The organism is Hymenobacter antarcticus (assembly GCF_039539545.1).
Classification (GTDB): domain Bacteria; phylum Bacteroidota; class Bacteroidia; order Cytophagales; family Hymenobacteraceae; genus Hymenobacter; species Hymenobacter antarcticus.
Genome location: NZ_BAABDI010000028.1, coordinates 14,597 through 41,316, shown reverse-complemented (window position 1 = coordinate 41,316; position 26,720 = coordinate 14,597). Strand labels below are relative to the sequence as shown.

General features: G+C 64.2%; 19 protein-coding genes. 15 read left to right on the top strand and 4 right to left on the bottom strand.

Annotated elements, in window-relative coordinates; translation table 11 throughout:
• The first annotated feature begins 622 nt into the window (after positions 1–622).
• The 3 genes from ABD819_RS16895 to ABD819_RS16885 all read left to right on the top strand — a co-directional run bounded on the left by ABD819_RS16895 (position 623) and on the right by ABD819_RS16885 (position 6,856).
• Positions 623–3,751 carry a SusC/RagA family TonB-linked outer membrane protein gene (locus tag ABD819_RS16895; RefSeq protein WP_345126167.1) on the top strand — a complete coding sequence of 1,043 codons (3,129 nt, stop codon included), beginning with the start codon at positions 623–625 and terminating at the stop codon, positions 3,749–3,751.
• Positions 3,752–3,903: 152 nt separating this feature from the next.
• The gene (locus ABD819_RS16890; protein WP_345126165.1) at positions 3,904–5,457 is read left to right on the top strand and encodes a SusD/RagB family nutrient-binding outer membrane lipoprotein; all 1,554 of its coding nucleotides are present in this window, start codon (positions 3,904–3,906) and stop codon (positions 5,455–5,457) included.
• A 109-nt stretch (positions 5,458–5,566) separates the two neighbouring features.
• Complete coding sequence (locus ABD819_RS16885) at positions 5,567–6,856, top strand: hypothetical protein (RefSeq protein WP_345126164.1); 1,290 nt, start codon at positions 5,567–5,569, stop codon at positions 6,854–6,856.
• 198 nt (positions 6,857–7,054) lie between these two features.
• On the opposite strand, the gene ABD819_RS16880 is transcribed toward ABD819_RS16885, so the two are convergent.
• Positions 7,055–8,866 carry a family 10 glycosylhydrolase gene (locus tag ABD819_RS16880; RefSeq protein WP_345126162.1) on the bottom strand — a complete coding sequence of 604 codons (1,812 nt, stop codon included), beginning with the start codon at positions 8,864–8,866 and terminating at the stop codon, positions 7,055–7,057.
• A gap of 425 nt (positions 8,867–9,291) precedes the next feature.
• Positions 9,292–9,564 (bottom strand): hypothetical protein, encoded by a 273-nt coding sequence (locus ABD819_RS16875; RefSeq protein ID WP_345126160.1) that lies wholly within the window; start codon positions 9,562–9,564, stop codon positions 9,292–9,294.
• A gap of 154 nt (positions 9,565–9,718) precedes the next feature.
• On the opposite strand from ABD819_RS16875, the gene ABD819_RS16870 reads away from it, so the two are divergent.
• From ABD819_RS16870 to ABD819_RS16855, 4 genes are all read left to right on the top strand, one after another.
• Positions 9,719–10,582, top strand: coding sequence for a hypothetical protein (locus ABD819_RS16870; protein WP_345126158.1), 864 nt, complete (start codon positions 9,719–9,721; stop codon positions 10,580–10,582).
• A 100-nt stretch (positions 10,583–10,682) separates the two neighbouring features.
• On the top strand, positions 10,683–11,540 hold the full coding sequence (locus tag ABD819_RS16865; RefSeq protein WP_345126157.1) for a rhomboid family intramembrane serine protease: 858 nt from the start codon (positions 10,683–10,685) through the stop codon (positions 11,538–11,540).
• 179 nt (positions 11,541–11,719) lie between these two features.
• Positions 11,720–12,727 carry a zinc-binding dehydrogenase gene (locus ABD819_RS16860; RefSeq protein ID WP_345126155.1) on the top strand — a complete coding sequence of 336 codons (1,008 nt, stop codon included), beginning with the start codon at positions 11,720–11,722 and terminating at the stop codon, positions 12,725–12,727.
• A 168-nt stretch (positions 12,728–12,895) separates the two neighbouring features.
• A complete protein-coding gene (locus ABD819_RS16855) occupies positions 12,896–13,174 on the top strand; it encodes a hypothetical protein (RefSeq protein WP_345126154.1) in 279 nt (92 codons plus the stop codon).
• 175 nt (positions 13,175–13,349) lie between these two features.
• On the opposite strand, the gene ABD819_RS16850 is transcribed toward ABD819_RS16855, so the two are convergent.
• Positions 13,350–14,729, bottom strand: coding sequence for an FAD/NAD(P)-binding protein (locus ABD819_RS16850; RefSeq protein WP_345126152.1), 1,380 nt, complete (start codon positions 14,727–14,729; stop codon positions 13,350–13,352).
• A gap of 98 nt (positions 14,730–14,827) precedes the next feature.
• Positions 14,828–15,796: an ADP-glyceromanno-heptose 6-epimerase gene (gene rfaD / locus ABD819_RS16845; RefSeq protein WP_345126151.1), complete on the bottom strand. Its 969-nt coding sequence runs from the start codon at positions 15,794–15,796 to the stop codon at positions 14,828–14,830.
• Between the two features lie 195 nt (positions 15,797–15,991).
• Here rfaD and ABD819_RS16840 point away from each other — a divergent pair, with 195 nt between their 5' ends.
• The 8 genes from ABD819_RS16840 (at position 15,992) to lpxB (ending at position 26,591) form a co-directional block, all read left to right on the top strand.
• Positions 15,992–17,758, top strand: coding sequence for an NHL repeat-containing protein (locus ABD819_RS16840; protein ID WP_345126149.1), 1,767 nt, complete (start codon positions 15,992–15,994; stop codon positions 17,756–17,758).
• A gap of 124 nt (positions 17,759–17,882) precedes the next feature.
• Positions 17,883–19,658: an NHL repeat-containing protein gene (locus tag ABD819_RS16835; protein ID WP_345126148.1), complete on the top strand. Its 1,776-nt coding sequence runs from the start codon at positions 17,883–17,885 to the stop codon at positions 19,656–19,658.
• A gap of 602 nt (positions 19,659–20,260) precedes the next feature.
• Entirely contained in the window at positions 20,261–21,676 is a 1,416-nt protein-coding gene (locus tag ABD819_RS16830; RefSeq protein ID WP_345126146.1) for a galactose oxidase early set domain-containing protein, read from the top strand.
• 173 nt (positions 21,677–21,849) lie between these two features.
• Complete coding sequence (locus ABD819_RS16825; protein WP_345126145.1) at positions 21,850–22,728, top strand: ABC transporter substrate-binding protein; 879 nt, start codon at positions 21,850–21,852, stop codon at positions 22,726–22,728.
• Between the two features lie 63 nt (positions 22,729–22,791).
• Positions 22,792–23,844, top strand: coding sequence for a serine hydrolase domain-containing protein (locus ABD819_RS16820; RefSeq protein WP_345126143.1), 1,053 nt, complete (start codon positions 22,792–22,794; stop codon positions 23,842–23,844).
• Positions 23,828–24,853 carry a FecCD family ABC transporter permease gene (locus ABD819_RS16815; protein WP_345126139.1) on the top strand — a complete coding sequence of 342 codons (1,026 nt, stop codon included), beginning with the start codon at positions 23,828–23,830 and terminating at the stop codon, positions 24,851–24,853. The genes ABD819_RS16820 and ABD819_RS16815 overlap by 17 nt, the downstream gene beginning before the upstream one ends.
• Positions 24,854–24,938: 85 nt before the next feature.
• On the top strand, positions 24,939–25,355 hold the full coding sequence (locus ABD819_RS16810) for a 6-pyruvoyl trahydropterin synthase family protein (RefSeq protein ID WP_345126136.1): 417 nt from the start codon (positions 24,939–24,941) through the stop codon (positions 25,353–25,355).
• Between the two features lie 123 nt (positions 25,356–25,478).
• Positions 25,479–26,591, top strand: a complete 1,113-nt coding sequence (lpxB, locus tag ABD819_RS16805) for a lipid-A-disaccharide synthase (protein ID WP_345126133.1) — start codon at positions 25,479–25,481, stop codon at positions 26,589–26,591.
• Positions 26,592–26,720 lie beyond the last annotated feature (129 nt).

The following is a 26,720-nucleotide window of genomic DNA, read 5'->3' as shown; positions in this document are numbered from 1 at the left end:
TCACCGGGGCGACGGGCGTGGGTGGGTTGTTTTCGCGCTCCACGCGTGAGTAAAGGAAGGAATTACAGTTGCGCTCGGTGCCGGTCGCGCCCGGCCCGGGCTGGCCAAAGCGGCGGCCTGCTGGTGCAATGGCGAGTGCCGCCAATTTGCGTCTATTTTTTGATTTTCAATGCTTTAATGCTAGGCTGTTATCTCTTTTCGCCTATTTTGACAGACCAAATGCGTAAGGCCTGAACACTATAAAAAAATAATTATTTATGACACTTAATCCAGATGATTAATTAAATCCCGAAGCCGATTTTTATTTGAAAAAATTTATATATGACGCGATTTAGATTACTAATCCGAGGTTTTATTAAATTATGGGTGGATGCTCGGGCTGATAATTTTGCCGGTTCCTTCGATATATTACCCGGATATTTCGCACATTTGAAGCTGCGGTCACATTTGTCCGTGCCAATTCCCGACTCGCCAATGCTGAATCCTAGCTTTCGTCGCCGCAATGCGCTGCCGTACCCGCCGGGCTCTGGCCGGAACCCGAGGCCATCGTGTGCCACCGGGTTCCGGCTTTTTCGTTCATAGTCACACGCTTCATTTCACTTCCCACCCAAATTTCCATTCTATGAAAACACAATACTGGCTACTCCTGCTGCTGCTCGGCGTGCTGCTCGCGCCTCCCGGCTGGGCCCAGACGGCCCGCCCCGTGACGGGCCTCGTGACGGCCGCCACCGACCAAAGCCCCCTGCCCGGCGTGACCGTGCTGGTGAAGGGCACCACCACCGGCAGCACCACCGGGGCCGACGGCCGCTACGCGGTATCGGCCGCGCCGGGGGCCACCCTGGTGTTCAGCTTTATCGGCTACGCCTCGCAGGAGCGCGCCGTGGGGGCTGATGGGGCCGTGGACATCGTGCTGAAGGAAAGCACCGCCGCGCTCGATGAGGTTATCGTCACTTCCCTGGGCATCAAGCAGGAGCGCCGCGAGGTGAACTACGGGGCCCAGCAGGTATCGGGGGAGGCAATTATCGACACGCGGCAGTCCAACATCGTGAACGCCTTGCAGGGCAAAGTGGCCGGCGTGAGCATCACCAGCTCGGGCGGGGCGCCGGGCGAGGGCTCCAGCATCGTCATCCGGGGCGGCAACTCGCTCGATGGCGACAACCAGCCGCTGTTCGTCATCGACGGCGTGATTATGGACAATTCCTCGTTTGCCGAATCGACGGTGCCGGGTGGGGGCTCGGGCTTCAACGGCCTGCTGGGCCGCTCGGCCGGCACGCCCAACCGCGCCTCCGACATCAACCCCGAAGACGTGGCCAGCATGACGGTGCTGAAAGGCCCGGCGGCTTCGGCCCTCTACGGCCTGCGCGCCGGCAACGGGGCCGTCATCATCACCACCAAAAAGGGCAGCGCCGGCCGCACGGCCATCACCTACCGCACCCAGTATTCCATTGACGAGGTGAACCGCCTGCCCACCCTGCAAAACGTGTATAAGCAGGGCACCGGCGGCGTTTTCGACCCCAGCGTGCGCACCTCGTGGGGCCCGCGCTTCGGGCCGAACGAAACGGTTTACGACAACCTGGGCAACTTTTTCGAGAAGGGCCGGAACTTCCAGAACTACCTCACCCTATCGGGCGGCACGGAAAAGGCGACGTTCTTCCTCTCGGCCTCCAACCTCACCCAGACCGGCATCGTGCCCAATAGCACTTACGACAAGTCGTCGGTGCGGCTTTCGGGTACGGTGCAGCTGTCGCCCAAGCTCACGGCGGGGGCCTCGGCCAACTACATCAACTCGGGCGGCGAGCGGCCGTTTCAGGGCCAGGGCCTGTTCGGCAACTCGGCCCAACCCAGCGGCTTTTACCTGAGCCTGCTGAACTGGCCGCGCAACGACGATGCCCGGATTTATGAAAACCCCGACGGCACGCGCCGCCGCCTGCTGGGCGCGGCCACATCCGGCGGCGACCCCGACAACCCCTACTTCAGCGCCGAGCGCAACCCGCAGTCCGACCGCACCAACCGCCTCCTTAGCAACGTGACGTTGGGCTACACGCCCACCAAGTGGCTGAACTTCAACTACGTGTTGGGTAATGACTTCTACCAGGAGCGCACCCGCTCGGTGCGGGCCGTGGGCACCTCGCAGGTGGGCAACGAGTTTGGCGGCCTGGCCGAAAGCGTGAACTTCAACCAGATTGTGAATTCCAACCTCGTGGCCACGCTCACGCACCAGTTCAGCGAAAACTTCCGGGGCTCGCTGCTGCTGGGCAACTCTCTGGAGCTGAACGAGAACAAGACCAACGACTTCATTGGTACTTTCTTCCAGAACCCGACTTTTGTGAGCGTGAACAATACCACTGTTCGCAACGTGCTCCAGCGCTTTTCGCAGCGGGCCATCATCGGCAATTTCGCCCGGGTGAACCTCGACCTGTTCCGACAGGTAACGGTGGAAGTTTCGGGACGCTACGACCGGTCGTCGACCCTGCCGCGCCCCGATGTGGGCAAGATTTTCGGCAAAGGCTTCGGCTACGGCTCGGCAGCCGTGGGCTGGGAGTTCTCGCGCACCCTCAACCTCGACCAGAACCCGATTCTGAGCTACGGCAAGCTGCGGGCTTCCATCGCGCAGGTGGGCAAGGACACCGGCCCGTACCGCGTGGTATCGCCCCTGACGACCAACACCTTCATCGGCGGCGGTTTCCGCAACGGCTTTTTCGGCTCGAACCCGCTGTTGCGCCCCGAGCAAACCCGCAGCTACGAGCTGGGCCTGGACCTGCAATTCTTCAAAAACCGCCTCCGTCTCGATGGGGCCGTGTACCGCCAGACCACGACCGACCAGCTCATTGCCCCGCGCGTGAGCCAGTCCACCGGCTTCATTCTGCAATACCTGAACGGCGGCACCGTGGTGAACGAGGGCTTGGAAATCAGCCTGAGCGGCACGCCCGTGCGCCAGCCCAACGGCCTGACCTGGGACATCGGGGCCAACTTCTTCACCAACCGCAACAGCTCGGAGCTGCCGGTGGGCCTGGGCATCGTGGCCCAGTCCGACGCTTCGGTGTCCGACTACGTGCAGGGCGCGGCCTTTCCCGGCCGGCCCATCAGCGGCATTGCCGGCTCCGACCTGGTGCGCGCGCCCGACGGCCAGGTGCTCATCAACGCCAACGGCTACCCTTCTCTGAACCCCGCCTTCACCTACCTGGGCAACCGGGCTCCCGACTTCACCACCCAGATAACCAACACGCTGAGCTACAAAAAACTGGTGCTGACCTTCCTGTGGGATTTCCGCAAGGGCGGTAAAGTGTACAACGGCAACGCCCAGTACGCGACCCGTATTGGCCAGAGCGAGCGCACCCTGGACCGCTACCAGAACATTGTGATTAACGGCGTAGTGGCCGTGACCGACCCCAGCGGCACCGTAACCTACGTGCCCAACACCCGCGCCGTGGAAGCTACCCAGACCTACTATCGCGACATTCTGGGCGCGGCCGGCGGCCTGTTTGTCGAAGACGTGAACTGGGCGCGCCTGCGCTACGCCACCCTCACCTACGGCCTGCCCATGAAATGGCTGGGTAACTCCAAAGTAGTGAAGGGCGTGGAGCTGAGCGTGACCGGCCGCAACCTGCTGCTGTTCACCAACTATACCGGTTCCGACCCCGAGGTGGCGGCGGCCGGCTCGGGCGTGCGCGGCGGCGGCTCGGGCGGCTTCGACTACGGCGGCGTGCCCGCCACCCGGGGCGTAGACATGGCCGTGCGCGCCACGTTCTAAGCCATTTTTCAATAGAACGTCATGCTGAGCGTAGCGAAGCATCTCTACCGCAGTAGTAATCCTGTCGATTGGATTGCGTTGCGCGGTAGAGATGCTTCGACAAGCTCAGCATGACGCCCCAATTGCTTCATCCGACTTTCTAAACCGACTATATGAAAAAGCTGCTTATTCTACTGGCCCTGGCCCTGGCGGGCCCGGCGCTCACGAGCTGCGAGAGCTTCCTCGACAAAAATACCGACCCCAACAGCCCCACCGAAACCACGCCCAACTTCCTGCTGCCGAGTATTATCAGCAATGGCCTGGCCATTCAGTATTTCTCGGAGCAGCGGGTGTCGGCCATCACGCAGAACGTGGCCTCGCGCTCGGCCAATGCCGGCGGCATTGACCAGTATTTCTTTACCAACGCTTTCAGCACGGCCACCTTCAACAACACGTATTTTCTGGTGGGCGGCAACATTCCGCCCATGATTAAGCTGGCCGAGGCCGAGGGCTCGCCCTACTACGTGGGGGCCGGCAAGATTATGATGGCCCTGATTCTGTCCCACGCCACCGACATGCTCGGCGATATTCCGTACCGCGAGGCGTTCCAGGGCGAGAAGAATTTCTCGCCGGTCTACGACCCGCAGGAGCAGCTTTACGGCGACATCGATAAGCTGCTCGACGAGGGCATCGTGGAAATGAGCAAGCCGGCTTCCGACAACAAGCGGCCTTTCTATTCGGCCGCGCCCATTCTCTATGGCGACATTCTCTACAAGGGTGATGCCTCGAAATGGGTGCGGCTGGCCTGGTCGCTCAAGGCCCGGCAGCTGCAGCACCTCACCAAAAAAGGCGCGAAGTACGATGCCGCCAAGGTGCTGGACTATGCTTCCAAAGGGTTTCAAAGCTCGCTCGATGACTGCGTGCTGCAATTTCAGCCGGTAGTGGCCCCGCTGGCCAACACCACCAACTACTTCGGCCAGACCCGCGCCAACTTCAACACCTTCACCTACGGGGCCAATTTTATCAAGTTCCTGAATGGCGGCACCTTCACCGGTGTGATTGACCCGCGCCTGCCCGTGCTGGCCACCGCCACCAGCGTTGGGGCCGACCCCGGCCGCGGCGGCGGGCCCCTGCCCACCAGTGTGCTCACCGACTTCTACAGCTCCTGGTACGCCCGCGAATTGGGCTACATGGATGTTATTACCTACCACGAGCTCCAGTTCATCAAGGCCGAAGCCGCGTTCCTGGCCAACCAGAAAACGGTGGCGCTGGCCGCTTACCGCGAGGGCATCCGGGCGCACATGACCAAGATTGGCGTGGGCGGCACGTTCACGCCGCCGGCCGTTACGTTCCCGACCATCACCCCGGCCCAGATTACGGCCTACCTGGCCAGCGGCGCCGTGGCCCAAACCGAAGCCGAGCTGGCCTCGCCCACGGCGCCCAATGTGCCGCGTGCCATCATGCAGCAGAAATACATTGCCATGTTCCTGAACCCGGAAGCCTGGACGGACATGCGCCGCTATGATTTCAGCCCCGATATCTACCCCAACCTGGTGTTCCCCGCCGGGGCCAGCGCCGATGCCGGTGGCCAGTTCCCGCGCCGCCTGCTGCCCGCTGCCACCGAAGTGACGCTGAATACGGCCCGCGTGCAGGGCCTGGTGGGCCCGGATGGCATTAATGGTTTGAGCCCCAAATTCTTTACTCAAAAAGTGTGGTGGGACCAGTAAGGGTTGAGAGTGAAAAGTTAAGAGTTAACCCCTGCATTACCAGTGATAAACTCTTAACCCTTAACTCTCAACTCTCAACTCTTAACTTTTAACTGCTAATCCTGACCTCATGATAATCCAACGCACTATTTTCCGGCTCCTGCCCGTACTGGCCGTGGCCGGCGGGCTGCTGGCCGGCTGCCAGAAAAACGAAGAGCGGCCCTACGCCGTGGTCAGCAACGACCAGTTTCCCACGTTGCTCACCAACTCGCTGGGTACCGCTACCAAGTACGCCGTGGGCGAAACCGTGCCGGTAGAGCTGCGCTTTGCCGCCCAAGGTGCCCCGATTCAGGAAATCCGCATTTTCCAGCGCATCGAGCCCGCCCCCGATTCGACGGTGGTGCAGACCCTGCCCGGCACCAGCGCTGCCTATTCGCGCCGCAGCTTTGCCGACACCCTCGTCGTGAACCTGGTGATGCCCACTGCCCCCAATCAGGCGCGGGTGCGCTTCTCGGCGGTGGTGGTAAGCGCCAACGGGCTGACCAAAGCCCGCTCGGTGTCCGTTCGGGTGGCCGAGGCGACGCCCACGGTGAAGGTGGTATCGGCCACCAGCCTCACGGCCCCGGCCGCCGCCCCGCTCGTCACCGGCGACGTGGTGCGCTACAGCCTGCTGCTGAACGAAAACGGCATCAACCTCTACCCCGAGCGGCCGGCTGCGCCCCCAACTGCCACGGCTGTCCTCTTCAACAACCTCGATAGCCTCGTGACCTACGTGCGGGTGGGCACCACCGCCGAGCGGCGCTTTGCCCGCCAGCGCCTGCCCGCTACCGGCACCCAAACCGGGGCTGCCACGCCCATAACCCTCGATTTGACCCTGCCGGCCGGCACGGCCGGGCAGCCCGTGGTGTTCCGCTTCGAGGCTAAAAGCCGCTTCCTGGGCACGCCCAATTTCCGGGCCAGCTCGGCAACGGCCGCGCCCATCACGCTGGGCACGGCCACGCCGCTGGCCGCCGTGCGCGTCCGCACCCTCACCTACACCGGCGCTGCCGGCGGCGACCTGGCCGCGCTCGACTTCACCACGTTCAACACCGTGGCCGCCGCCGGGCCTATCACCAGCAAAGACCTGGTTATCGGCAGCACGGCCGCCAACGCGGTGCAGTTCCGGGCCCTGAGTACGGGCACGCGCCTGGTGCGCTCCACGGCCGCTATCTACACGGCCGCTACGTTCAACAGCATTCGGACGGCGTACAATACCGCTGCCGCCGCGGCCCAGGTAGCTACGCTCGACAACATTGTGGTGGGCGATGTCATCATCCTCAGGCTGCGCGGGGCCGACCAGTACGCCGTGGTGCAGGTGACGAGCATCAACCGCACCTCCGCGACGGATGTGGCGGTGACGTTCAACATCAAGGCGCTGTAACCGGAACCTCACGGAACCCCTCCGGGGCATGACTCCCTCTCCCGCGGAGAGGGGGAGCCGATGCGGCCCAGGAGACACTTGGATAAAACAAAAAGCCTGCTTTCGAGCAGGCTTTTTGCATGAATAATCATCTGAACCAAGACCGGTGCCCCCTCTTTTTTGAAGAGGGGAACATGCCCCGGAGGAGGTCCCGTGAGGTTACCGCCCGAACAGCCGGGCGAAGAAGCCTTTCTTCTTCGCGGGCTTCTCCTTGATTTTGATTTTGGTGAACGGGGCTGATTTGTCAGGACTCTCGCCGGTGGGCAGGGTGATGCGCGGGCTGGGCTGCGCCGGGGCGGGCTGCGTGGCTACGGGCGGCGAAGCGGCCGGGCGGGCCACGCCGGCCGGCGACTGCCCCGTGGCCAGCTCGGTGGCCTGGCGGCCGGTGGTGACGACGCGCATGGGCCGGCTCTCATTGTGCAGGCGGTCCACGGCCGTGACGTAGTAGGCGTAGGCCTGGCCGGGCACGGCGGTGGTATCCACGAAGGTGGCGGGGAAGCCGGGCGCGGGCCGGGGCAGGGCCAGAATGCGGCGCGGGTCGTTGGGCGAGCTGCGCTCGCTGGCCTCGAAGCGGTAGAGGACGTAGTAGGTGGCAATGTCGCCGTCGGTGGCGGGCGCGCCGGACTGCCAGTTCAGGGTGACGTAGTGGCTGAGGCGGCGCAGGGTGAGGTTGGCCACGGGCAGGGGCGGCACGGCATCTTTCCAGGGCATGGTGGGCACCAGGGCCGGGTAGCGGAACAGGGCCAGGCGCAGCGAATCGGTGGTGTGGAGCGGGTTGGTGAGCAGGGATTTGGCCGAGAAGAATACGCTGCCGCTGGCGTCGTCGGGGTAGGTGCGGTTGAGGCGAATCTGGCGGGGCAGCTCGCGCGGGCTGCGCCAGGTGGTGTCCGAGCGGGTGCTCTCCAGCATGCGGTAGGTGCCGTGCCCGATGTAGAGGTGGCGGTCGAAATGGTTGCGGGTCCACCATTCGAGCAGCACGGGGTAGGGCACGAGCTTGAACGTGGTGCTCCAATAGAGCTGCGGCAGGATGTAATCAATCCAGCCCTTCTCGAGCCACAGCCGCGAGTCGGCGTAGAGGTTGGAATAGGAGGGCTGCCCGGCGCGGGTGTCGGAGCCCAGCGGGTCGGCCGATTTATTCATCCAGACGCCGAAGGGCGAGATGCCGAATTTCACCCAGCGCTTGGCCGACTGAATGCTGTCGTGCAGGTCCCGAATCAGCACGTTCACGTTGTTGCGCCGCCAGTCGGCCAGCCTGGCAATGCCTTCGGGGTTGTGGTCGCGGAAAGCATCCTCGTCGTGAAACACCAGTTTCGGGGCCGGGTAGGGGTAGAAATAATCGTCGAAATGCACCGCGTCGATGTCGTAGCGCCGCACCACGTCGAGAATGACGCGGGTGATGTGGGCGCGCACCTCGGGCAGGCCGGGGTTATAGAGCAGCTGCCCGCCGTAGCGCAGAAACCACTGCGGGTGCTGGCGGTAGGGGTGGTTGGGGGCCAGCCGGCGCGTCACCGAATCCATGGTGGCGCGGTAGGGATTGAACCAGGCGTGAAACTCCATGCCGCGCCGGTGCGCCTCGGTGATGAGGAAGGGCAGCGGGTCGTCGCCGTTGATGGGGGCCTTGCCCTGCACGCCGGTCAGCCACTTGCTCCAGGGCTCGATATCGGACTTATAAAAGGCATCCGAAGCGGGCCGGATTTGCACGAACACGGCGTTGAGGCCGGCGCGCTGGCCGGCGTCGAGCAGGCGGCGGTAGTCGCGGCGGTACTGCTCGGGGGCCTGGCCGCGCTGGTTGGGCCAGTCGATGTTTTCGACGGTGGCAATCCACATGCCGCGCAGCTCGCGCTTGGGCGGCGGCAGGGCCTCGGGGGCATCAGCGGAGTCGGCTACGGTTTGGGCGTGGGCCGGCAGGGTGCCCCAACCACTCAGCAACAATACTAACAGGAGCCGGCCAGCGGCAAAGAAACGGGTCATCTACAGGAATCAGCAACACCAATGGGTGCCGCAAATTACGGCGAGAATTAGGCCCTGCGTGGCCGGGCCACCATCGGTGCGCCGCCCGCTCGCCCGCCGCCCACCGCCCGTCAGTCCGATTTCGCGGCACGAACCATCGAAACCGGGCTGCACCAGGTTCATTTAGGCCCTCTTTGCCTCGATTTCGACCCGCATTGGTAGAAAATCAAAGCAAAAAGGCTCGATTTCGAGCCAATGCGGGTCGAAATCGAGCCTTTCTACCTCGATTTCGAGGGTCTGATTTGCAAAATCGACCCACATTGGCCCGATTTCGAGCTAATGTGGGTCAAAATCGAGCCTTCTTACCTCGATTTCGAGGGTCTGACCCTCGAAATCGAGCCAACTTGGGTGGAAATCGAGGGTCTGACCCTCGATTTCCACTTCCTTCAGGAACCCGTCAGCTCGGTGTCGGTGGCTGTCTGGTCGGGGCCGCCTTCGAGGCCGTTGGTCTGGCTGGCATTGCCGTAATCGCCACGGATGCCCGCGCCGTCGCCCATGTTTTGCTGGGTGCTGGTGGGCATAGCCCCGTCCTGGGCCGTGCCGGTTTCGGGGTTGCCGCTGGCGTTTTGGTCCTGGTCGGCGTTCTGGTCGGGCACCTGGCCACCGGTGCTGGCTTGGTCGGGGCGGGGGTCGGTGGGGTTTTGTTCGGGCTTAGGCATGGGAATTTGGGAAAGAAATGAAGCGGAATGAACACTGCCGCGAAGGGCGGCTGCTGGGTTTACGGCGGCGGCGGCGCACGGTTGGGCGCGGTAGTTTGCGCGGCCGGTGCCAACTTGCCGTCCGCTTCCCCTTATTCCTGATTCGCCCCCTCCCGTGTCCGACAATTCCACCGATTTCTACCACCAGAAAACCGACGACGAGCTGCTATTTTTCGTCGAGCACCCCGAGTATTACCAGCCCAGCCTGATAGATGCGGCCCGGCGTGAGCTGCGGCGGCGCGGCGTAGCGCAGAGCGCCCCGGTTATTCACCCTGAAAATGTGCTGCCGGTCAATCACATGGAGGCCCCGGGCGCAGGCTCTCGCACCGGCCCGCTCACGCTGCTGCTGGCCGCGCTGCTGCTGGTGGGCGTGGGGGTTTATTATCTCCTGAATCAGCGAAGCGAAGCCGCCCGCGAGCAGCTCCGCGAGCGGGCCGCTACGGCGCGCAAACCCCCGCCCCGGCTCATCGAAGTCGCCACCTCGGTGATTCCCAACTATGACGTGCCTGCCATTGTAGCCCGGCAGCTGGCCCGGGTGCCCGCCGCCGAGCGCGCCGCCGCCACCCGGGCCGGCCAGCCCATGCACCAGTACAAGGAGCTGGCCAAGCGCTTCTGGACCGCCGAAACCCAGACCGAGTACGTGCTTGACCAGGCCCGCCAGAACAAGCTGACCACGGCCCTGCCGGGGCACGTCGAGTCGACGATGAGCACCTGGGGGCAGTGGAACAAGGCCTTGGTCTACAGCTACAAGTTCAGCCCGGCCATGGCCAACCACCTCGACCTGATGACGCGCGTGGCCAACGAGCAGCAAGCCGCCCTCAACGACCTGCTGCTGGTGGCCAACAACCCGCAGGCCTACGAAAACGACAAGACCCGCAAACGCGCCGCCGATGTTGGCGATATGCTCTTGGGTATCCTGCCCAAGTCGCCCGTCACGGGCCGCCCGTACACGGCGGTGGTGCGGCGGGTGCGGCTATAAGTAGTGCATAGCCGACTGAGGCTAACCTCACCCCCGGCCGAACACCTGGCAAACTGGCCGGTTGCTGAACGTGGCGCACTCCTTGCCGCGCCCCGCCCCGATGGAAGTACCCACCACCCCCGGTTCCACGGCCGCCCTGGCCGCCCAGCTCTTCGCCCAAAAGCCCGAAGCCGAGCTGCTGTACCTGGCCCAGAACGCGGCCCGCTACCCGCCCGCCGTGGGTGCCGCCGCCGTGGCCGAGCTCAACCGCCGCGGCCTGCTGCCCGACACCACCAGCCCGCTGCCGCCGCCCCCGCCGCCCGCGCCGCCCGAAACCTGGACCGCGCTGGTGGGCCAGCTCCTGCGCGGGCTGTTCATCCCCTCGCGCCGCTTTCTGGCCACGCCGCTGCTTATTGATTTCACGCTGCTGGTCTTTGGCCTGATGGTGCTCAGCGGCGTGTCGGCCGCCAGCCCCACCGGCCGCCAGCTGGTGCTGTGGGGCTCCAATGTGTCGGGCCTCACGCTGCACGGCCAGCCCTGGCGGCTGCTCACCAGCGTGTTCGTGCACGCCGGCCTCTCGCATCTGCTGCTGAATCTGTTCTCGCTCTGGCTACTGGGCCTGTTGGTAGAAGACCGGGTGGGGCCGCTGCGCCTGCTGCTGGTGTACCTGGCCTGCGGCGTGGGCGGCAGCCTGGCCAGCCTGTGGTGGCACGACCAGGGCATCAATTCCGTCGGAGCCAGCGGGGCCATTTTCGGCCTCTACGGCCTGCTGCTGGTGCTGCTGATTGGTAAAAAGCTGGTGCTCGATAAATCGGACCGCCGCGCCATGCTGGGGCTGGTGCTCTACCTGGTGTTCAGCAACCTGCTCTCCGGCCTGAGCGGCAACATCGACAACGCCGCTCACCTCGGCGGGCTGGCCACGGGCCTGTTCATTGCCGGCCCGCTGTCTTTGTTTGGAATGAAATCAGTTAATAAATAATGAGCAGTGAACAAAAGAACGTCATGCTAATCTGGCGTACGCGCAGCCGAAGCATCTCTACCGTATTAGTAAACCTTTCGATTTGGTTACTCTCACAGTAGAGATGGTTCGGCTGCGCGTACGCCAGATTAGCATGACGTTCTTTTGCTCATAATTCTCACCCTTCACCGGTAACCCATATGCGCGCCCTCCAACTTGATGCCATCAACCAGCCCGCCGCCGTGCGCGACGTGCCCGTGCCCACGCCCGGCCCCGGCGAAATTCTGGTGAAACTCCACGCCGCCGCGCTCAATCACCGCGACGTATTCATCCAACAGGGCAAGTACGCCGGCATCAAGTTGCCCTGCACCCTCGGGTCCGACGGGGCCGGCGAAGTAGCTGCTCACGGTCCCGACGTGCCCGCCGATGCCCCCGCCCTGGGGGCCCGCGTACTCATCAACCCCGGCCTGCGCTGGGGCGACAACCCCCGCGTCCAGGCCCGCGATTTCGTGGTGCTCGGCATGCCCGACCCCGGCACGTTTGCCGAGTACATTGCCCTGCCGGCCCGCTACGTCCGGCCGCTGCCCGCCCACCTTAGCTTTGAGCAGGGCGCGGCCCTGCCGCTGGCGGGCCTCACGGCCTACCGGGCGGCCTTCACCCGCGCCCAGGTGCAGCCCGGCGAGCGCGTGCTGGTAACCGGCGTGGGCGGTGGCGTGGCCCTGATGGCCGCACAGCTCTGCGCCGCCCGTGGGGCCGAGGTCTGGGTCACGTCCAGCTCCGACGAAAAGCTGGCCCGCGCCCAGGCGCTGGGAGCCCGGGGCGGTATCAATTACAACACGGAGAACTGGGTCAAAACCCTCATCCAGCAGGCCGGCGGGGCGTTCGATGTCATTATCGACAGCGCGGCCGGCGCGGCGTTTGGGGCGCTGCTCGATGCGGCGGCACCCGGCGGGCGCATCGTGTTTTTTGGCGGTACGCTGGGCAATATTCCTGATGTGCCGCCCGCCAAGGTGTTCTGGAAACAGCTCAGCATTCTGGGTTCCACCATGGGCACCGAGCAGGATTTCGAAGCCATGCTGGCCCTCGTGACGGAGAAGCAGATTGTACCCGTTGTAGATGAGGTCTTTCCGCTGGCCGAAGGTGAAGCCGCCCTGCGCCGCCTCGATGCCGGCGCGCAGTTTGGCAAAGTGGTGCTGAAAATTGCCTGATAAATCAGCTAATCAAATTACTAAAAGCGCCTCTGTAAATCATTGATTTACAGAGGCGCTTTTATGTGTAATAATGGCGCAATCAAGTGCTTTTTTGGGAATGAAAACAGGCTTTTTTAGGTTAATAAGGTGCGCTGAAATTCTCGCAAACACCTACGTTTTCCCGCCATGAAATCTGCTGTTGAATACCTGTCCGGTCACGTTTTTGAAGCCCGCCGCCGCCGCCGCGAAATGCAGCCCGTAGTAGCCTACGCCACCGCCGTGCAAGCCATCGAGCAGGCCCTGGCCGATGCCGAAAAATATAAGTATCTCCTCATGCGTGCCCTGCGCCGGCACGACCAGGACCTGGCCGCCGCAACGGCCGCCGCCCCAGTTTCTTCCTTCTTCGACGACGAAGCGCCTATCCGCCGTCTCTACCCCGATGCTCCGACGCAGCTGGCCGCATAAGCAGCTGACCTTACGCAGCACGTCATGCCGAGCGTAGCCGAGGCATCTCGCTCGCTTCGTTGAATGGCACCCTCGATTCCCGCGAGATGCCTCGGCTACGCTCGGCATGACGTTTATCCTTATTCGACATTAAAATACTGCGCAACCGCTCTCAACGAACTGCTCCGCGAAGGAATCACACCCGACCCGCCAGCTCAGCAGCCAACGCCGCCGCCTGCTGCCGCAATTCCGGCACCGCCGTCGACTCAAAATAAGCCGGGCGGCGGCTGGGCCCAAGCGTGAAGAGCGTGGCCGAGGCTGTGCCATCGGCGGCCAGCAACGCCCCGCAATCGTCCGTGAGCAGGCCCAGGCGGAGCGGGTCGGGGGTGAGGTGGCCGGCCCCGCGCAGGCTCACCACCAGTGGCGCATCTATGCGGCCGTAGTCCAGCAGCGGGCCGGCGCAGCACACCACATGATGGGCCGTGTGCCAGCTGCCAGCCAGGCCATGCGGCCGCACCCGCACCCGCAATTCGTTGCCATCGGGCAGAATTTCGCGCACCGTGCCTACGTGCAGCTGCACCAGTCCTTCGGCGGTGAGGGCGGCCACTGCCTCGGCGTTTTGCGGGGGGCTGCGGTGCCGGGCCACCGCCCACGGGCCCGCCAGGTGCTGCAAAAACCGGCGCTGCTCGGCCAGTGGCCACGCCGCCCAGATTCGGCCCAGGTCCGGCCGCAGCGAATCAAGCACCGGCCGCCAGTCGATGCCCTGGCCAGTGGCTTTTTTTAGCTGCTGTTTGAAAACCGCCAGCACGCCCGTAACCGTGGTTTCAGCGGCCAGCTCGGTATAAAAGCTGGGGTAGGGGGGCACCACGGGGCCGTGCGCGGTGGGCCAGCGGCCGTGCCGCGCCACCACGCAGATGGGGGCCCGGTGGCCGTCCTGGCGCAGGGCCAGCAGCACGTCCACCGCCGTCAGGCCCGAGCCGATGAGCAGCACGGCTTCGTCGGGGCCGATGCGGCGCAGGTTGCCCACGGCCCAGGGGTCGGCGTGGTAGCCGGGGTGGGTGAGGTAGCGTTGGTCGGGTCCGGTGGGCGGCGGGGGCGGAAAATTGCCCAGCGCCAGCACCACGTAGTCGCTCTCTATTTCGGTGCCATCGGCCAGGCGCACGGCGCGGCGGCCATCGGGCAGCAGGGGGGCGGCCACGGCGGTAGTGGCGTGCAGCCGCACGCCGCCGGGGGCCGGAGCCAATACGGCGGTCAGGGCCTCGTGCAGGTAGCGGCCGTAGGCCGAGCGCGGCGCGAAATCGGGCACGCCGGCCGCGCTTTCGGGCTGGGTGGCCAGCCAGGCGGTAAAATGGTCGGGCGTTGCGGGGTATAGGCTCAGGGCCCCGTGGCGCACGTTGAGCAGGTACTCGGGGCGGCGGGCGGTGTAGGCCAGGCCGGGGCCGGGCACCTGGCGCGGCTCAATCAGGTGAATCTCGGCCTGGGCCAATGCCGGCTGCCGCCGCAGCTGCAACACCAGCGCCGTACCCGCAAAGCCGCCGCCGATAACGGTAATAACGGGTCGGGTAGCGTGAGTCACAGGATAAAATTGGGTGAGAATAGCGGAAAGGAACAATGGCAAACGGCCCGGACGCGGCCAAAGCAGCAGTCCGGGCCGTGCAAGCTAAATAATTGCGCCTACATATACCGGTTCGGCACCAGGTAGTTTTGCACGTAGTCGGCAATGCCCTCTTCGAGGCGGGTGAACGGCAACTCGTAGCCAATGCTTTTGAGCTTGCTCATATCGGCCTCGGTGAAATACTGGTATTTGTCCCGAATATCCTCCGGCGTGTCCCTGAACTGAATATCGGGCGTCCGGCCGAGGGCCTGAAACGTGTTCATGGCTAAATCGAGGAAGGTGCGCGCCTGCCCGCTGCCCAGGTTGTAGATGCCCGAATCTTTGCGGTGATTCAGCAGGAAGAAGCACACTTCCGCCACGTCCTTCACATACACGAAGTCGCGCATCTGGCCGCCGTCGGGGTAGTCGGGGTTGTGCGACTTGAAGAGCGTCATCGAGCCCGTTTGCTGAATCTGGGTGAAGGCGTGCAGAATCACCGAGGCCATCCGGCCTTTGTGGTACTCGTTGGGCCCATACACGTTGAAAAACTTCAGGCCGGCCCAGAAATACGGCTTTTCCGCCTGCTGCAGGGCCCAGTTGTCGAAGTCGTTTTTCGACTCGCCGTAGGGGTTCAGCGGGCGGTAGAGCGGAAACAGCGCCTCGTCGGTATCGGTGTAGCCCAGGATGCCGTCGCCGTAGGTGGCCGCCGACGACGCGTACACCAGCGGCAGCTGATACTGGCAGCAGGCCAGCCACATCTGCTTCGAATAGTTCAGGTTGAGCAGGTCGAACACGGCCGGGTCCATCTCCGTGGTATCGGTGCGGGCCCCGAGGTGAAAAATGAATTCCACCTGCTCGTGGTTGGCATCGAGCCACTCAAAAAACGACTCCCGGTCCACGTATTCGCGCAGCTTCTTGCCCTCAATGTTGGGCAGCTTTTTGGCGATGGAAAAATTATCCACCACAACAATGTCGTTGAAATTGGCGGCGTTGAGGCGGGAAACAAGGCAGCTGGCAATGAAGCCGGCCGCGCCGGTAACTACTATCATGGAAGCGGGTTTTGGGGTCGGGGGCAAAGGTAAACCGGCGGGCTGAACGAGTACCGCGAATTTCCAATTCGCCCCCGCGCCGCTGGGAATTACTGGGTGAATCTTTATAGCTGAAAATTATCTTTATAGCTGAAAATTAGCTGTATATGAATTTTCTAAGTAGCTTACGGGCCTAATCCTTAACTCCTTCCCACGATGAAAGTAACCATCCTCTCCGGCTCCCGCTTCGGGGGCCTGCTCCTGCTGTTATTCTGGCTGCTGCCCGCCCCGGTCTGGGCCCAGGGCCCGGGGCCGGCCTTTGACCGGGCCGCAACCTGCGGGCAGCCGGCCAGCGGCAGCTTTTACGTGCCCGTGCGCTTGGCCGTCGATGCGGCGGGCAACGCCTACGTGGCGGGCTACTTCAGCGGTACCGTCGTCTTTGGCTCCACCATCCTGCAAACCACCGGCTCCATCCCGCCGCCGCAGGGCGGGCGCGACTACGACTGGTTCGTGGCCAAGCTCGACCCGCTGGGCACGCCGGTCTGGGCCGTGCGGGGCGGGGCCCCGGCGGCCCCCGATGAGGCGCAGGACCTGTGCCTGGACGGGCTCGGGCACGTGTTCGTGGCCGGCCGGGCCCAGGACGGGGCCGCCTTCGGGTCGCGCAGCGTGAACAGCCCCAACGGGGAGGCGCGCATCGCCGTGGCCCGGCTCGACGCGGCCACCGGGGCCTGGCAGTGGGTGGCCCACGGCGGGGCCAACCGCAACCGGGCCTACGGGGTGGCGGCCGACGGGGCGGGGCACGTGTTCGTGACGGGCACGCTGGGCCAGCGGGGGCGCATTGCCGATTTCGGGCCACTGAGCATCAACACGATAAGCGGCAGCGAAGACGCTTTTGTGGCGCGGCTCGACGTGGCGAGCGGCACCTGGCAGTGGGTCTCGCTGGGCGGGTCCCCATCGGGCACCGTCAACGCGCAGGCGCTGGCCCTGGACGGGGCCGGCGGGGTGTTCGTGTGCGGCAACTACGCCAGCACCTCCGCACCCGTGCAGTTCACGCCGGCCGGTGCGGCCGGGCCGGTGGGGCTGCCCGCGGGGGGAGGGGTGTTTGTGGCCCGGCTTGCGGCGGGCACGGGGGCCTGGGCCTGGGCTCGTAGCGGCGGCGGCTCCGGGCCAAGCGGTACCGATTTGCTGCGAAGCGTGGCCGTCGACGCGGCGGGCAAGGTGGCAGCCAGTGGATATTTTCGAAGTGCGGCCCCGGTCTTCGGCAGCACCATGCTCACTAACCGTAGTGGCATCGACCAATTCGGCCTTCAGATGGGCAACGGCCTGGTCGTCGGCCTGGACGCAGGCACCGGGGCCTGGCGCTGGGCCGTGTCCGTCAGCGGGCCGAACAACGAGAGCTGCGCGGGCGTGGCGCTCGACGGCAACGGGGAGGCGTACGTAGTCGGGGGTTTTGTGGGTCCCACCACGTTCGGGGTCCGCACGCTTACGGCGGCTAGCGGCTACGAGGCGTACGTGGCGCGGCTGAGCGCAGCCACCGGAGCCTGGCGCTGGGTGGCCGTGGCCGGGGGGCGGGGGGCGAAGGCAGGGGTTTCCCCAGTTGTAGCAGGTGGTCAGCTCCACGTGCTGGGCCGCTACACCGGGGCCGTGGCCGACTTCGGCCCGCTGACGCTGGCCGGTAGCTCCACCGACAGCTTCGGCTTTGTGGGCCGGCTGGCCAACGCCACTGGCCCGCTGGCCGCCCGGCCGGCCGGGGGGGCGGGGCCGGCGCTGGCCGTGTGGCCCCGCCCGGCCGGAAGCGGGGCTTGGGTGAGCGGGCCGGTGCCCGGCACGGCGGTGCAAGTGCTCGACGCGCTGGGCCGGAGCGTGGGGCAGGGCCTGATGCCGGCGGCCGGCCCGCTGGCCCTGCCGCTGCCGCCGGGCCGGGCGGCGGGCCTCTACCTGGTGCGCGCTGGCGAGCGCACCGCCCGCTTGCTCGTCGAGTAGCGCCTGCGTCCATTGCTGCTTGTTCTTCTGCGGGAAGCAACGGTGTAATTCTTCCATCTGAAAATAAGCGGTATATAAATTTTCTCAAGTAGCCTACGGCCCTAATCCTTAACTCCTTCCCACCATGAACGCACCCCTACCCTCCGGCCCCCGCTTCGGGGCTCTTCTCTCGTGGTTATGCTGGCTGCTGCTGCCGGTCCTGGTTCGGGCCCAGGGCCCGGGCCCGGTCTTCGACCGGGCCGCGACCTGCGGGCAGCCGGCCAGCGGCAGCTTTTACGTGCCCGTGCGCCTGGCCGTCGACGCGGCGGGCAATGCCTACGTGGCGGGCTACTTCAGCGGCACCGTCGTCTTCGGCAGCACCATCCTGACCAGCGGCCCCCGCCCGCCGGGCGGCGGGCGCGATACCGACTGGTTCGTGGCTAAGCTCGACCCGCTGGGCGCGCCACTCTGGGCCGTGCGGGGCGGGGCCCCGGCGGCGGCCGACCGCTGCCAGGACCTGAGCCTGGACGGGCAGGGGCACGTGTTCGTGGCGGGCGTGGCCCAGGACGGGGCCGCCTTCGGCCCGCACCGCGTGAACAGCCCCAATGGGGAGGCGCGCATCGCCGTGGCCCGGCTCGACGCGGCCACCGGGGTGTGGCAGTGGGTGGCCCACGGCGGGGCCAACCGCAACCGGGCCTATGGAGTAGCGGCCGACGGGGCGGGGCACGTGTTCGTGACGGGTACGCTGGGCGAGCGCGGGCGCATCGCCGATTTTGGGTCGTTGAGCATCAATACGATAGCTGGTAACGAAGACGCTTTTCTGGCGCGGCTCGACGCGGCGAGCGGCATCTGGCAGTGGGTCTCGCTGGGCGGGGCTCCGTCGGGTACCGTCAATGCGCAGGCGCTGGCCCTGGATGGGGCCGGGGGAGTATTAGTTTGCGGCAACTATTCCAGCACTGCGCCGATGCAGTTTGGTGCGATTGTATTGGCCCCTCCCCCCGTGTTGGGGCAGCGCAAGGGTGTTTTCACAGCTAAGCTCGACGGTGTCAGTGGTGCTTGGCAATGGGTTAACAGCGGCGGCAGCTACGGACCTAACGGCACCGATTTGTTGCAAAGCGTGGCCGTTGATGCGGCGGGCAGTATGGTGGCCAGTGGATACTTCAACAGCGCGGCCCCGGTTTTTGGCAGCACTACGCTTATCAACCGCAGCGGCAACGACCGGTTCGGCTTTCAGATGGGTAACGGGCTAGTGGTGGGCTTGAACGCGGGTACGGGGGCGTGGCGCTGGGCCGTGCCCGTGAGCGGGCCGGGCGATGAGTACTGCGCGGGCGTGGCCCTCGACGGCAACGGCGAGGCGTACGTGGTCGGAGGCTTTGCGGGCCCCACCACGTTCGGGGCGCGTACGTTGACGGCGGCCAATAGCTACGAGGCGTATGTGGCGCGCTTGGGCGCAGCCACCGGGGTTTGGCGCTGGGTAGCCGTGGCCGGCGGACGGGGCACGAAAGACGCGGTTTCGCCAGTAGTAGCAAACAGTCAACTCTACGTTATGGGGGCCTACACCGGGGTCTTGGCCGACTTCGGTTCGGTGACGCTGGCGGGCAGCCCGGCCGACAATTTTGGGTTCGTGGGCCGGCTGGCCAACGCCACGGGCCCGCTGGCCGGGCGGGCCCCGGCCGGGGCGGGGGCGGGGGCGGGGCTGGCCGTGTGGCCCAGTCCGGCGCGCGGCGCGGCCGTGGCCTGGGCGAGCGGGCCGGCCCCCGGCACGCCGGTGCGAGTGCTCGACGCGCTGGGCCGCGCGGTGGGGCAGGGCCTGATGCCGGCCGGCGGCGGCCCGCTGGCCCTGCCGCTGCCGGCGGGCCGGGCGGCGGGCCTCTACCTGGTGCGCGCCGGCCCGCGCACCGCCCGCCTGCTGGTCGAGTAGTGCCAGGTCCCGCCGCGAAAGTATTTGTCTGCTTTCCCTGAGATATTTCAATTGCTTTTTTCTCTCACCTACTCAGTTTTATGAAAAAACTTTTAGCCATTCTAATGCTCGGGGTCGCATCCCTCGGCGTTCTTCTGGCGCAGCCTGCGGCCCTAAAACCCACTGCGAAGCCATCAGTTCCCATGCCCTCATCTGCTGATGCGGGGGGCGCACAAATTGTCGGTCCTAACCCGTCCTTCCCTGGGCCGGGGCAGCTTGGAGCGTGGTCGGCTCCTTTCCCTTGGGGCGTTGCGGGCAATACTCCTGGCACCTCAATCGCCATCCATTCCCACCTACTGCCCACGGGGCAGGTGCTCAGCTGGGGCTACTACGTAGAATCGTGGAATCCGGCAAACAGTCAGTTTACAGTCCTGTCAATGGCCAACTGCAATGTTTTCTGCAGCGGTCACTCTTTTCTACCGGATGGCCGCTTGTTGGTAACAGGTGGCCATGATACTCCAATTTGCGATTCTACGAGAAGACCTTTCGTAAGAAAAGTTATGGGAATGCCAGACGGTAACTTGTTCAGCCCGTCGACTAATTCGTGGACAAGAGCTCCTTCAATGGCCGATGGCCGGTGGTATCCAACCAATACCTCGCTGCTCGATGGCAGGGTGCTGGTCACTGCCGGGCTGGCGGACGAGTGCGACAACAGCCGGCAGAACAACGTCCCCGACCTTTGGCAAAACGGCACCTGGTTCCGCCTCACCGGGGCCGCCCGGGAGCTGCCGCTCTACCCGATGATGTTCGCCGCCTCCAACGGTAAAGTATTCTGCGCCGGCCCCAACGTGGACACCGGCTACCTGGACCCCACCGGTAGCGGGTCCTGGACCATGACCGGCACCACCGCGCTGGGTACCAGCCTGGGGGGCACCCCCGGCCCCGGCATGCAAAACGGCCGCCGCGATGCCGGCACGGCCGTGATGTACCAGCCCGACCGCCTGTTGCTCATCGGTGGCAGCGGCGGCTACGGCTCCCTCAACCCCGATGGCAGCCGGCAGGTGGGCGTGACCAACACCACCGAGCTCATCGAACTCACCACCACCGGGGCCACGTTCCGCCCCGGCCCGCCCATGCAGTACCCCCGCTACCATGTCAACAGCACCCTGCTACCCGACGGCTCGGTGCTGGTGACTGGCGGCACCACCAGTGCTATCTCCCCCACTGATAACTTCGCCGTGCTACCCGCCGAGCGTTGGCTGCCCCCCTCCACCGGCTACCCCGACGGCCGCTGGGTGGCAGCGGCCGCTATGCAAAAGCCCCGGCTATACCGTTCCACGGCCCTGCTACTGCCCGACGGGCGGGTGCTCTCGGCCGGCGGCGGCAGCGGTGGCGGCTATTCCGACCAACCCAATGCCGAGCTCTACAGCCCCTGGTACCTGTTTAATGGTGCGCGGCCGGAGCTCACCACTGCGCCACCCATTGTGGGGTATCAGGAGCAGTTCCAGGTCGCCACTCCCAGCTCTGCCGCCATTTCCCGCGTCACGCTGGTACGGCTCTCCTCCGTTACGCACTCCTTCAACATGAACCAGCGCTTCTTGGAGTTGAGCTTCGCCCCGGCCGGCGCGACAAACCTCACTGTCACGGCTCCTGTCAATGCCAACTGTCCGCCCGGCCAGTATTTGCTGTTCGTGCTCAACAGCCAGGGCATTCCTTCGGTGGGCCGCGTTATCACCGTCGATGTAAACCGGTGCCCGCCGGTCGTTAGCTTTACCGAAACCGAACTCAGTGCAAATTCGTGTCAGGTGGTGGTGCGGGTACGGGCCAGCGGCACCAACCTGGGAACCAGCCCGCGCTGGTTCGTAGATGGGGTGTTGCAGACTGTGCCCGCCGGGCAACTGTTTACCGATGTGGTTCTGGACCCCTCTCACCAGATGGTGAGCTATGAGCTGGAGGTTACACCGCCCTGTGGCGGTCAGGTCAGCCGGGTGCGCGGCACCATCAAGCGCCTGATTAAAACCAGTCCGCCACCATACTAAGCTGGTTGTTTGCTGGTGAGCGCGCTGCCCACTGCCGTATTTGGGTAAAGCCAACGAGTATCGCGAATTTCCAATTCGCCGCCGCGCCGAACTACACCCGGTGGCGCGGGGGCGAATTGGAAATTCGCGGTACTTATTTAAGCGGCGCTGCTTGCCGGTTCTACCTTTGCCCCATGCGCCTGTTCTTGTTTCTTTCGCTGCTGCTCGCGGCGGCCAGCTGCCAGCCGGAGTCCCGGCCGGCGGCCACCGTGCTGGTGCACGACGACCTGGGCCGCGCCCTCACCCTGCCCGCCCACCCGCGCCGCGTGCTGGCCCTGGCCCCCAGCATGACCGAAATCCTGTACGCCGTGGCCGATACCGCCACCATCGTCGCCCGCGTGCCGCAGGACAATTACCCCGCCGCCGTGCTGCGCAAACCCGTGGTGAACAACTACCCGCTCGATATGGAAAAGCTGCTGCTGCTGCATCCCGACGTGGTTTTCACCATTGAGGGCATGACCTCCGTCGATGATGCGCAGCGGCTCCAGGAGCTGGGCATTCCGGTGTATTTCCAGCGCTACCGCACCGTGGCCGACGTTTTCCGGGGCATCGATGACGTGGGCCGCCTGCTGGGCCGCCCGGCGCAGGCCAGGCGCCTGACCGACTCGCTGCGGCGCGAACTGAAAACCGTTGTCAGCGCACCAGCTCAGCAGCTCGCCAGCTCGCCAACCGTGCTGGCCATTACCTGGCCGGACCCCATTTATTGCTACGGCCAGAACACGCTCTTTACCGATGAAATCCGCTTTGCCGGCGGCCGCAATGCCGTCAGCGAAACCTTCCCGCAGCCCTACCCGGCCCTGACCCGGGAGTACGTGCTCAAATTGAATCCCGACGTGCTGCTCGGCGGCAGCTTCGAGAAGTTGGATAGCACGCTTTTTAAAAATTACCCGGAGCTGCGTCGCACCAATGCCTACCGTACCCGCCGCGTGTTCCCCATCACCGGCGACCTCCTGGAGCGGCCCGGTCCCCGCGTGGTCGAGTCAGTGCGCGAGCTGCAAAGGCTGCTGCGCTAGTGCCCAGTGTTGCGCCGGGCAACTGGCAAATGTGACTACTTTGCCAGTCAGTTCTTGTTTTCTATGATGCGGTTCTTGTTTGCGGCTCTTATTCTACTGGCTACGCCAAGCTTTGCGCAGATGCGGATTGCGGCCATTATGGACGGCGCAGCGGCCGCCGGGAAATTCAGTGGTACCGGACTGATTGCGCAATCCGGGCGGGTGCTGGCCCGGGTGCATCAGGGCTATGCCAACCGGCAATTTGCTGTGCCAATGACGGATACCACGCGGCTGCCCATTGCCTCAGTTACCAAGCTGTTCACGGCCATTCTAGTGCTACAGCGCTGCGAAAAATCGCAGTTGCACCTGTCCGATAACGTGGGCAGCTACCTGAACGACTTGCCCGCCAATTGCCACGACATTACCATTCTTCAGTTGCTGACTCATTATTCAGGTTTGAAGAACGAGCCGGGAACAGCTTATTCAAATGCTTATGCCCCCGCTGAGTTCATCGGCAAGTTTGTAGCCAGAAAGGTTGGGCCGCCGGTGGCCGCTTTCAATTACAATAACGTCGACTATATTTTGCTGACACGGGTGCTGGAGGTTATTTCCCGGAAAAGCTATTCCGAACTGGTTCAAGAAAATATCTTGAAGCCGCTGGGGATGGATGACACCGGGGTCATTTCCGAAGACCGGATAATTCCCGGGCTCGCCTACGGCTACCACAACTACAGTTTCGGCGGCGGCAAACCCAACCAGCCGCTTCAAAATGATTCGCCCATCTACCTCTCCAACTATGCCGGCGCGGGGGCCATCTACTCCACTACCGCCGACTTGCTGAAGCTCGTGCAGGCCTTGAAAACAAACAAGCTGCTCACCCGCCCTACGACGGCTTTGCTCACCACACCCCAGCAAAAAGGATTCGTGGAATACGCGCGCGGCTACCCGACCATCGCCTTCTATTGCAACGATAAAACCTTCCCGCAGCCCGTGCTGGAACGCCGGGGCAGCATCAATGGCTTCAATTCCGTGCTGCTCACGGACAAAGGGTTCAACAAGGTCGTTATTTTACTAGCCAATACAGATGCCGCCGACCTGGAGGTGGTTGGTGACCAACTGTATGCAGAGTTCAGGTAGCGGCGGCTTGGTGCCGGCTCGTCCCGGGCTGTGGCTACTCATCGGCCTGCTGTTCGTGCTGCTGCTCGTAGTCGTGGGCTTGCGCGTGGGCAGCTACACCACGTCGTATTCGTTTATTCTGAATACATTCCGCCACTACGACCCCACCGACCCGGCCCAGCTGGTGCTGGTGCAGCTGCGCCTGCCGCGCCTGCTGCTGGCGCTGCTGGCCGGGGCCAGCCTGGCCGTGAGCGGCTACCTGCTCCAAACCCTGGTCACCAACCCGCTGGCCGACCCCTACCTGCTGGGCACGGCCTCGGGGGCTTCGCTGGGCGCTATCGCGGTGTATGTATTGGTGCCCTCGCTCACGTTTATGGGCGTGTACCTGCCGCCGGTAGCGGCGCTGGTGGGCGCGTTTGCCGCTACGCTGCTGGTGGTGGCGCTGGGCACCCGGCGCGGCCGGATTCTGCCGGCCCCGCTGCTGCTGGCGGGCGTGGCGGTGGGGGCGCTGGCCTCGGCGCTGGGCAGCCTGCTCACCTTCCTGGCCTCGCCCGAAGGCAGCTTGCGGAGCGTAGTGTTCTGGGCCTTCGGCAGCTTCGAGCGGGCTGGCTGGAACGTGCTGCCGTACCCGGCGGCAGTGCTGGGCATCAGCCTGGTGGTACTGGCTTTCCTGCAAAAAGACCTCAACCTGCTGCTGCTGGGGGAGGAGCGGGCCGCTGCCCTGGGCCTGCCCATTGCCCGGCGGCGCTGGTTGCTGGTGCTGCTGGCGGCCGGCCTCACGGGCGGCGTGGTGGCGCTGTGCGGGCCGGTGGGCTTTGTGGGCTTGCTGGTGCCGCACCTCACGCGCGGCCTGCTGGGCACCACGGGCCGCTACAATCTGCTGGTGTGCGCGGTGCTGGGCGGAGCCTTTCTGCTGGCCTGCGACCTGCTGGCCCGGCTGCTCTACCCGCCCGCCGGGCTGCCCGTGGGCTTGGTCACGGCCCTGTTCGGGGTACCCTTCTTCGTATATTTGCTGCGGAAAACCACCTAGTTGTCAGTTACTGGTTGTCAGTTGTCAGATGGCATGCGCCTCTTTTAAACTGACAACTAGCAACTAACAGCTGACAACGAGCAGAATGATATACGTTAGCCGCCAGGAACATTTCAACGCCGCCCACAAGCTGCACAACCCCAAGTGGAGCGAGGAGCGCAACCGCGAGGTATTCGGCCCCTGCGCCAATACCAACTGGCACGGCCACAACTACGACCTGATTGTGACCGTGAAAGGCCAGCCCGACCCCGAAACCGGCTTCGTCGTCGACCTAAAAGCCCTTTCCGACCTGTTGCGCACCCACATTACCGAGCAGGTCGACCACAAAAACCTCAACCTCGACGTGCCCTTCATGGCCGGCCTCATGGCCAGCACCGAGAACCTGGCCGTCGCCTTCTGGGAGATTCTGGAGCGGGAGCTGCCCAGCATCACCCAGGCCCGGCTGCACTGCATCAAGCTCTACGAAACGCCGCGCAACTTCGTGGAATACTACGGAGCATGATGTCAATTAACAGTTATCAATTAACATTTAACAGATGTTGATTGCTGCGCTGGTGCTGTACAAAAGCAATTCGTTGGCAGCAGCAGGATGTTAAATGTTAAATGATAACTGTTAAATGTTAGAATGAAGTATTACCTCATTGCCGGCGAGCGTTCGGGCGATTTTCATGCCGCCAATCTCATGCACGAGCTGAAGGGCCAGGATGCCAACGCGCAGTTTCGCTATTGGGGTGGCGACCTGATGCAGGCCGAAGGCGGCGAGCTGGTGCGGCACTACCAGGATTTGGCCATTATGGGCTTTCTGGAGGCGGCCACCAGCGTGCTTAAGTTTCGTGGCTACCTCAAGCAGTGCCAGCAGGACCTGATGGCTTACCGGCCCGACGTGCTGATTCTGGTGGACTACGCCGGCTTCAACCTGCGCATGGCCAAGTTTGCCAAAGACCAGGGTATTAAAGTGTTCTACTACATCTCGCCCAAAATCTGGGCCTGGAACCAGGGCCGGGTCGAGCAGGTGAAAGCCCGCGTCGACAGGATGTTCACCATCCTGCCCTTCGAAACCGAGTTCTATCAGAAGTTCGGGTACGCCGTGGACTACACCGGCAACCCCACCGCCGACGCGGTGGCCGAATTTGAGCCCACCGCCGACTTTTTCCAGCGCAACCAGCTCAATCCCGACAAGCCCATTATTGCCGTGCTGCCGGGCTCGCGCAAGCAGGAAATCGAGGAAATGCTGCACGAGATGATTGCCATTCTGCCGGGTTTTCAGGAGTATCAGTTCGTGGTGGCCGGCGTCACCAACCTCGACCCCAATTACTACCGGCACTTCGAGCGCAACGGCATCAAATTTCTCTTCGACCAAACCTTCGACCTGCTCAGCCACGCCAGGGCGGCCCTGGTTACCAGCGGCACGGCCACCCTCGAAACCGCCCTCTTTGACGTGCCCCAGATTGTATGTTACCGCACCAGCTCGTTGAGCTACGCCATCGGCAAAATGCTCATCAAGGTGCCCTACATTTCCCTGGTGAACCTGGTGGTGGGCCGCGCCGTGGTGCGGGAGTTGATTCAGGGCGATTTCAATGCCCGCAACCTGCTCGATGAGCTGCGCACCCTCCTCACCAACGCCGACTACATGGCCCGGCTCCAGGCCGGCTACGCCGAGCTGCGCGAAAAGCTAGGCCAGAACCAGGCCGCCAAAAAAACCGCCGAGCTAATGGTGAAATACCTGCAAGCCGGCTAAGGCCACCCGTATTTCGGTAGTAGGTGAAGTCCGCTCATTGTTCAACTTTGTAGTTGAATGATGGGCGGACTTCACGGTTTGCGGCTACGCCACAAGGCCGCGCAAAACGGTTTGGGAAGGGCCGGGGCA